The sequence below is a fragment of the Clostridium sp. AM54-37XD genome, assembly GCF_003478225.1.
Lineage (GTDB): Bacteria > Bacillota > Clostridia > Lachnospirales > Lachnospiraceae > Coprococcus > Coprococcus ammoniilyticus.
Map to the genome: position 1 here is coordinate 26,800 of NZ_QUEV01000018.1, position 8,490 is coordinate 35,289.

The following is an 8,490-nucleotide window of genomic DNA, read 5'->3' on the forward strand; positions in this document are numbered from 1 at the left end:
TTGACAAATGCCAACGTCTCACCTATAATGAGCACATTGTTGAAATAACTAATTATCGTGTTATCACTTTAATACGATAAAGCAAATAGGCATGGATAAAAGGAGGAAAAGAGATGCAGGATAAACTGTTACAGACTCCGGACGGAGTAAGAGACACCTATGATGTAGAATGTAAAAAGAAAAGAAAGATTATTGAGAAGCTGCATCATACTCTGGAGTTATACAGCTATCATGATATAGAGACACCTACATTTGAGTATTTTGATATATTTAACCGTGATAAGGGATCTGCACCGTCAAATGAAATGTACAAGTTCTTTGACCGTGATAATAATACGCTGGTATTACGCCCGGATATCACACCTAGTATTGCAAGATGTGTAGCAAAATATTACAAGGACGAACAGCTTCCGATCCGTCTGTGCTATACAGGAAATACATATTCAAACCCAAGAAAATTGCAGGGAAAATTAAAGGAAGTTACACAGATCGGTGCTGAGCTTATAAATGATGATTCTTCTGCAGCAGATGCAGAGATCATTGCAACTGTTGTTGATTCTTTTAAGGCACTTGGAATCGACGAGTTCCAGATCGAGATCGGACAGATCGATTACTTTAAGGGCATCGTTGCAGAAGCCGGAATTACAGAAGCCGAAGAACTTCAGATCAAGGAATACATCAATATTAAGAACTTCTTTGGTTTGGAGGAATATCTGAAGAAACTGGATCTGAGTCCTGTTTTAAAGAAAGCCTTTCTTGCATTTGACTCTTTATTCGGTGGAGAATCCATGTTAGAGCAAGCAGAAAAGCTGGTTACAAATCCGGTATCACTTGCAGCTGTTCACAGATTACAGAGAATCTATAAGGCATTATGCTGTTATGGATATGACAAATATATCGGCTTTGATCTCAGTATGTTAAATGGTTATAACTATTATACCGGCGTGATCTTCCGCGGATATACCTATGGAACCGGAGATGCAGTTGTAAAGGGTGGCCGATATAATAACCTGTTAAAGCAGTTTGGCAAAGATGCACCGTCTATTGGTTTTGCATTTACCGTAGAAGAACTGATCATGGCACTGTCCAGACAGAATATCGAGGTTTCGGTTGAATATTCGAATACGATCATTCTCTATGATATCGAGAATCAGGAGCCCGCGATCAGTCTTGGTAAGAGTCTGCGCCAGAATGATAAGAAGATTGAATTGATACGCAAATCTGTCAGAAAGTCAGTGGAAGATTATCTGGAATATGCAAAAAGAGAGCATTTTTCCGGACTGTTTTATTTTGAAAACAGTGATACGGTCAAGGTATTTGATCTTGTGTCCGGTGATGAGAACGAGGTGGCTATCGCATCCTTGAAATAAGCGGACAAAAACAGAAAGAAATCCAAAATTAGAATTTGATCGATGGATAGATTGGAGAGATAAATCAATGAGATATTTAACATTTGCACTTGCAAAGGGCAGACTTGCAAAGAAAACCCTTGCATTGCTTGAACAGATAGGAATTACCTGCGATGAAATGAAAGACCCGGATACCAGAAAGCTGATCTTTGTGAATGAAGAACTGAAACTGAAGTTCTTCCTTTCAAAGGCGACAGATGTACCAACCTATGTAGAATACGGTGCAGCAGATATCGGTGTAGTTGGTAAGGATACGATATTAGAAGAAGGCAGAAATCTGTACGAGGTAATGGATCTCGGATTCGGTAAATGCCGGATGTGTGTCTGTGGTCCTCATAAAGCAAAAGAATTATTGAAGAAAAATGAGATCATCCGTGTTGCCAGCAAATATCCGAATATTGCAAAAGATTATTTTAATAATCAGAAGAACCAGACGGTTGAGATCATCAAATTAAACGGTTCGGTCGAGCTTGCGCCGATCGTTGGCTTATCAGAGGTGATCGTTGATATCGTTGAGACCGGAAGTACTCTTCGTGAAAACGGACTGGAAGTTTTAGAAGAAGTTTGTCCGTTATCTGCAAGAATGGTTGTAAATCAGGTAAGCTTAAAGATGGAAAATGAGAGAATCAGAAAGCTGCTTGCTGATCTGAATTCGTTGATTAATAAGGAGGCATAAAAATGAGAATTGTAAATCTGACGGAAGAAACCAGAAAGAACATTTTAAAGGATCTGTTAAAAAGAAGCCCAAGCAATTTCGGATCTTATGCAGATACAGTAGAGAAGATTGTAAATGATGTCAGAGATCGTGGAGACGAGGCATTATTTGGATATACCAAGCAGTTTGATAAAGCAGATATCAACGCCGGAAATGTTCTGGTTACAAAAGAAGAGATCGAATATGCTTATACACAGGTAGATGAGAAGCTGATCGAGGTTATCAGAAAAGCAAAAGAAAACATTCGCACCTATCACGAAAAACAGCGTCAGTACAGTTGGTTTGATTCTGATCCGAAGGGTATCATGCTTGGACAGAAGGTAACAGCATTGGAATCTGTCGGAGTATATGTACCGGGTGGAAAAGCTGTGTATCCATCTTCCGTATTGATGAACATTATGCCTGCAAAGGTAGCAGGTGTTAAAAATATTATAATGACCACTCCTTGTAACAGCGAGGGTGAAGTATATGCGACTACACTGGTTGCAGCAAATGAAGCCGGTGCGACTGCTATCTACAAGGCAGGCGGCGCACAGGCAATCGCGGCTCTTGCATATGGAACGGAATCCATTCCAAAGGTTGATAAGATCGTAGGACCTGGAAATATCTTCGTTGCACTTGCAAAACGTGCGGTATACGGACATGTCAGCATCGATTCGATCGCAGGTCCATCCGAAATCCTTGTAATTGCAGATGAGACAGCAAATCCAAGATATGTTGCAGCCGATCTGTTATCACAGGCAGAGCATGATGAGATGGCATCCGCCATTCTGATCACAACTTCAAAAGAACTTGCCGAAAAGGTATCAGCTCAGGTTGATGAATTTATAAAGGTATTATCCAGAAAAGAGATCATTCGGAAATCCATTGATACATACGGCTATATCTTATTAGCTGATAATATGGCAGATGCGGTTGAAGCAGCAAATGCAATTGCTTCCGAACATCTGGAGATTGTAACTGCAAATCCATTTGATGTTATGACAAGGATCAAGAATGCCGGTGCGATCTTCATCGGTGAATATTCATCCGAACCACTGGGTGATTATTTTGCCGGACCGAACCATGTACTTCCAACAAACGGAACAGCGAAGTTCTTCTCCCCGTTAAGCGTGGATGACTTCATTAAGAAATCAAGCATCATCTATTATTCCAGAGAAGCTCTTGAAGAAGTACATGAAGACATTGAAAGCTTTGCAAAATCAGAGCAACTTACAGCACATGCTAATTCTATTGCAGTAAGATTTGAATAGTGGTATAATATGAAACCAAGATTGCACAGGCGTCTGTATTATCAGTCCGCCTGTGCTTGTAGTTGCCAAAGTATCGGAAGAAAAATGTATAAAAACAAGGGAGAAAAGATATGGCGGATAGAGCAGTAAAATGCACAAGAAAAACCAGCGAGACAGATATTGTTCTGGAATTAAATCTGGATGGAAAGGGAGATGCAAAGATCGATACCGGTATCGGATTTTTCGATCATATGCTGACAAGCTTTGCCAAGCACGGATTTTTTGATCTGAATCTGACCGTAAAGGGTGATCTGTATGTGGATTGTCATCATACGATAGAAGATACGGGAATTGTTCTCGGAAAAGCGATCAAAGGTGCGCTTGGAGATAAAAAATCTATTAAGCGTTTCGGTAATTTCTTTCTTCCTATGGATGAAACGCTTGTTATGTGTGCGATCGACCTTTCCGGAAGACCATATCTTGTTTATGATCTGAACCTGACAACAGAGCGGGTTGGATATTTTGATACACAGATGGTAAAGGAATTCTTCTATGCAGTATCCTATGGTGCGGAGATGAATCTGAACCTGAAGCAGTTCTCCGGTTCCAATGACCATCATATCATCGAAGCAGCTTTTAAGGCATTTGCAAAAGCTTTAGATGAAGCAACTTCTATAGACGACAGATTAAATGGTAAAGTGTTATCTACCAAAGGTTCACTTTAAGGAGGTACTATGAGTTATAAGAAAATTATTCCATGTCTGGATCTTGAGAATGCACTTGAAATGGCAAAGTTCTATAATGATGCCGGTGCAGATGAGATTGCATATTTTGACAGTAAAGCAACAAAGGAAGGCAGAGAAGCGAATATTGCAGTTATCAAAGAGATCTGCAAGAATGTCGATATTCCATTGATCGCATGTGGTGGAGTAAGAAGACTGGAAGATATCAAGAAGATGTTATATGCAGGTGCTTCCAAGGTTTGTATGAAATCAGCAGCATTAAATACACCGGAGCTTGTAACGGAAGCTGCTGACCGTTTTGGTTCAGAACGTATCATCGTAACGATTGACCTGAGCGAATGTAAAGAGCCTGTAGCCTATGCAGAGCAGCTTAAGGAACTCGGAGCAGGTGAGCTCCTGTTATTACATAATAATATGGTTCCTGAATATATGGATATCGTAAATGAGATCAAAAACCGTGTAGCACTTCCTGTTATTGTTTCCACCTATTCAACAAATGGGGAAGCAATCTGTGAGATGCTTGAAAAGACAAATGCTGAATCCATTTCTTTATATAATCTGAAACAAATGGATATAATGGAGATAAAGCAGGAATGCAGAAAAGAAGGCATTCCGGTTAATACCTTTGAAAGTGCAGTATCATTTGATGAATTCAAGCTGAATTCTGACGGGCTGATTCCATGTATCACACAGCATTATAAGACCGGGGAAGTTCTTATGATGGCATATATGAATAAGGAATCCTTTGAAAAGACGATTGCAACCGGCAGAATGACATATTACAGCAGAAGCAGACAGGAGCTTTGGACAAAGGGTGAGACATCCGGTCATTTCCAGTTCTTAAAATCATTAAAATTAGACTGTGATAAAGATACCCTGCTTGCAGAGGTTCCCAGATCGGTGCAGCCTGTCATACCGGCAGCCCGACCTGTTTCTTTACGGATCTGGTTAAGAAGGAATACGATAATACCAATCCGTTAAAGGTATTTGAAGAAGAATACGATATTATCGTTGACAGAAGAAATCATCCAAAGGAAGGTTCCTATACAAATTATCTGTTTGACAAAGGAATTGACAAAATACTGAAAAAGGTTGGCGAAGAGGCAACAGAGATTGTAATTGCTGCCAAGAATCCTGATTCAGATGAAATAAAATATGAGATATCAGATTTCCTGTATCACCTTATGGTTCTTATGGTTGAAAGAGGTGTCAGTTGGACTGATATTACCAAAGAACTGGCTGATAGAAGGTAGGAGGAGAAAACAGTGGAAAAATATGGCGTAAATCAGTTAAGAAAAATGTTTCTGGAATTTTTTGAGAGCAAGGGACATCTGAAGATGAACAGCTTCTCACTGATTCCACATAATGATAATAGTTTGTTATTGATCAACTCAGGTATGGCACCATTAAAGCCTTACTTTACCGGACAGGAGATCCCTCCAAGAAGACGTGTGACCACCTGCCAGAAGTGTATCCGTACCGGTGATATCGAAAATGTAGGTAAGACTGCAAGACATGGTACATTCTTTGAAATGTTAGGTAACTTCTCATTCGGCGATTACTTCAAGCATGAAGCAATTTCATGGTCATGGGAGTTCCTGACCAAGGTTGTAGGCTTAGATGAGAACCGTTTATATCCATCTATCTACGAGGATGATGACGAAGCATTTGATATCTGGAATAAAGAGATCGGAATTGCACCGGAGAGAATTTTCCGTTTTGGGAAAGAAGATAACTTCTGGGAGCATGGCGCAGGTCCTTGTGGTCCATGTTCCGAAATCTATTATGACAGAGGCGAAAAGTACGGATGCGGTAAGCCCGGCTGTACAGTAGGTTGTGACTGTGACCGTTACATGGAAGTATGGAACAACGTATTTACCCAGTTTGAAAATGACGGCCATAACAACTATACAGAACTGGTTCAGAAGAATATCGATACCGGTATGGGACTGGAGCGTCTGGCTGTTGTTGTTCAGGATGTAGATTCCATCTTTGACGTTGATACGATCAAAGCGTTGCGTGATAAAGTATGTGAGATGGCTGGCGTGAAATACATGGAAGACGAGAAGACAGATGTCTCGATCCGTGTTATTACTGATCATATCCGTTCTGTTACCTTTATGGCATCTGACGGTATCCTTCCATCAAATGAAGGACGAGGTTATGTATTAAGACGTCTTCTCCGTCGTGCAGCAAGACATGGCAGATTACTTGGTATCGAAGGCAGATTCCTTGCAGAACTTTCAAAGACAGTAATCGAGGTTTCTAAGGATGCATATCCGGAGCTGGAAGAAAAGAAAGCACATATCTTTACCTGCATCAATACAGAAGAAGAAAACTTCAATAAGACGATCGATCAGGGTTTATCAATTCTGAACGGCTTCGTTGAGGAGTTAAATAACAGCGGCAAAAAAGTATTAAATGGCGAAAATGCATTTAAGTTATATGATACCTATGGTTTCCCTCTTGATCTGACAAAAGAGATTCTGGAAGAAAAGGGAATCGAGGTTGATACGGAAGGCTTTAATAAGGCTATGGACAAGCAGAGAGAGACTGCTCGTAAATCAAGAAAAGTATCAAACTACATGGGAGCAGATTCAACTATTTATGAAGATATCGATACAGCTCTTACAAGTAAGTTCATCGGTTATGACAAGGTAGAAGCATCTTCCGATGTCATTGCCATAACAGCAGAATATAAAGAGGGCGATCAGGTAACATCCGAACTGGTTGATGTTATTTCCGAAGGCACAAACGGTTCGATCATCACAGCAGAGACACCATTTTATGCTACTATGGGTGGTCAGATCGGTGATACTGGTGTGATTGAGACAGAGAGCGGACGTTTCATTGTTAAAGATACGATCAAGGTTGCCGGTGATAAGATCGCACATCTTGGCTATGTTGAATCCGGCGAATTAAAGAATGGAAGCACAGCGAAGCTTTCTGTAACAGCAGACAGACGTGCACTGATCTGTAAGAACCACTCCGCAACACATCTGCTCCAGAAAGCCTTAAAGATGGTTCTTGGTGATCATGTAGAACAGGCTGGTTCATATGTATCAGAAGACCGTTTAAGATTCGACTTTACACATTTCCAGGCTATGACTCCTGAAGAGATCGCCAAGGTGGAAGCAATCGTAAATGAACAGATCGATAAGGATCTTAAGGTTAAGACAGAGGTTATGAGTATTGAAGATGCCAAGAAGACAGGTGCTATGGCATTGTTTGGCGACAAATACGGCGAGAAGGTTCGAGTTGTATCTATGGATGACTTCTCTGTTGAGTTCTGTGGTGGTACTCATGTTCCAAATACCGGTGTGATCGGTACATTTAAGATCATCTCTGAAATGGGTGTTGCTGCCGGAGTAAGAAGAATCGAAGCACTGACTTCTGTTGGCGCATTTAATTATTATAAAGAGATGGAAGATGAATTAAAAGCAGCGGCAAAGGCAGCAAAAGCTGAACCTGCAAAGCTGGCTGAAAAGATCGAGACAATGCTCGCTGAGATCAAAGCTCTTACATCTGAAAATTCCAAGTTAAAGGATAAGCTGGCAAAGAATTCTGCCGGAGATGCACTTGCAGATGCAGTAGATATAAATGGCGTAAAGGTTCTTGCTACTAGCGTAGAAGATACAGATATGAATGCACTTCGTAATCTGGGAGATGATTTCAAGAACAAGCTTGGAACATCGGTTGTCGTTCTTGCTTCCGCCAAGGATGGTAAGGTAAATCTGATCGCTATGGCAACAGACGATGCTGTAAAGAAGGGAGCACATGCAGGAAATATTATCAAAGCGTCTGCAGCACTTGTAGGCGGTGGCGGCGGTGGTCGTCCAAACATGGCTCAAGCCGGGGGAAAGAATCCTGCCGGTATTGCAGATGCACTTGCAAAAGCAATAGAAATAGCCAAAGAACAGTTAAATGCCTAAAAATAGAAAATAATAAAATTTTTTGTTGACGTTTCAATAATATATGTTATAATTGACTTCGTGCTTAAATAATACCCAAACAGTTGTTATTTTATTAGCATAGTACACAACTGGAGGGAGGTCAGGTGAGAGAATGTCAAATGTAATAGTTAAAGAAAACGAAACATTAGATAGCGCTCTTCGCAGATTCAAGAGAAATTGTGCGAAGGCTGGTATCCAGCAGGAGATTCGTAAGAGAGAACATTACGAAAAGCCAAGCGTTAGACGTAAAAAGAAATCAGAGGCAGCTAGAAAGCGCAAATATAAATAATCTATAGTTTGGATTAGTAAATATGATTTTTTGAGTACCGAGCAATCGGTACTCTTTTTTTACGCGAGCAACGAGCCGAAGTCTGTGTTTACACGAGACCTCGGCGACTGCCGCGATAACCACAAGAAAATTACAAAGTAATTTTCTTG

At 40.6% G+C, this 8,490-nt stretch carries 8 protein-coding genes; all 8 read left to right on the forward strand.

From position 1 onward, the window contains the following. Positions 1 to 113: 113 nt before the first annotated feature. Positions 114 to 1,370 carry an ATP phosphoribosyltransferase regulatory subunit gene (gene hisZ, locus DXA07_RS12690; RefSeq protein ID WP_117784865.1) on the forward strand — a complete coding sequence of 419 codons (1,257 nt, stop codon included), beginning with the start codon at positions 114 to 116 and terminating at the stop codon, positions 1,368 to 1,370. 67 nt (positions 1,371 to 1,437) lie between these two features. Continuing rightward, the gene (gene hisG / locus DXA07_RS12695; protein WP_117784864.1) at positions 1,438 to 2,085 is read left to right on the forward strand and encodes an ATP phosphoribosyltransferase; all 648 of its coding nucleotides are present in this window, start codon (positions 1,438 to 1,440) and stop codon (positions 2,083 to 2,085) included. Positions 2,086 to 2,087: 2 nt separating this feature from the next. Then, positions 2,088 to 3,377: a histidinol dehydrogenase gene (gene hisD, locus DXA07_RS12700; protein WP_021943840.1), complete on the forward strand. Its 1,290-nt coding sequence runs from the start codon at positions 2,088 to 2,090 to the stop codon at positions 3,375 to 3,377. 110 nt (positions 3,378 to 3,487) lie between these two features. Continuing rightward, the gene (gene hisB / locus DXA07_RS12705; protein WP_117784862.1) at positions 3,488 to 4,081 is read left to right on the forward strand and encodes an imidazoleglycerol-phosphate dehydratase HisB; all 594 of its coding nucleotides are present in this window, start codon (positions 3,488 to 3,490) and stop codon (positions 4,079 to 4,081) included. 9 nt (positions 4,082 to 4,090) lie between these two features. Further along, entirely contained in the window at positions 4,091 to 5,080 is a 990-nt protein-coding gene (locus tag DXA07_RS12710) for a HisA/HisF-related TIM barrel protein (protein ID WP_348980833.1), read from the forward strand. Positions 5,081 to 5,154: 74 nt separating this feature from the next. Then, a complete protein-coding gene (gene hisE, locus DXA07_RS14180) occupies positions 5,155 to 5,352 on the forward strand; it encodes a phosphoribosyl-ATP diphosphatase (protein WP_348980835.1) in 198 nt (65 codons plus the stop codon). A gap of 45 nt (positions 5,353 to 5,397) precedes the next feature. Next, a complete protein-coding gene (gene alaS / locus DXA07_RS12715; RefSeq protein WP_348980836.1) occupies positions 5,398 to 8,031 on the forward strand; it encodes an alanine--tRNA ligase in 2,634 nt (877 codons plus the stop codon). 133 nt (positions 8,032 to 8,164) lie between these two features. Then, a complete protein-coding gene (rpsU, locus tag DXA07_RS12720; RefSeq protein ID WP_008400815.1) occupies positions 8,165 to 8,341 on the forward strand; it encodes a 30S ribosomal protein S21 in 177 nt (58 codons plus the stop codon). Positions 8,342 to 8,490 lie beyond the last annotated feature (149 nt).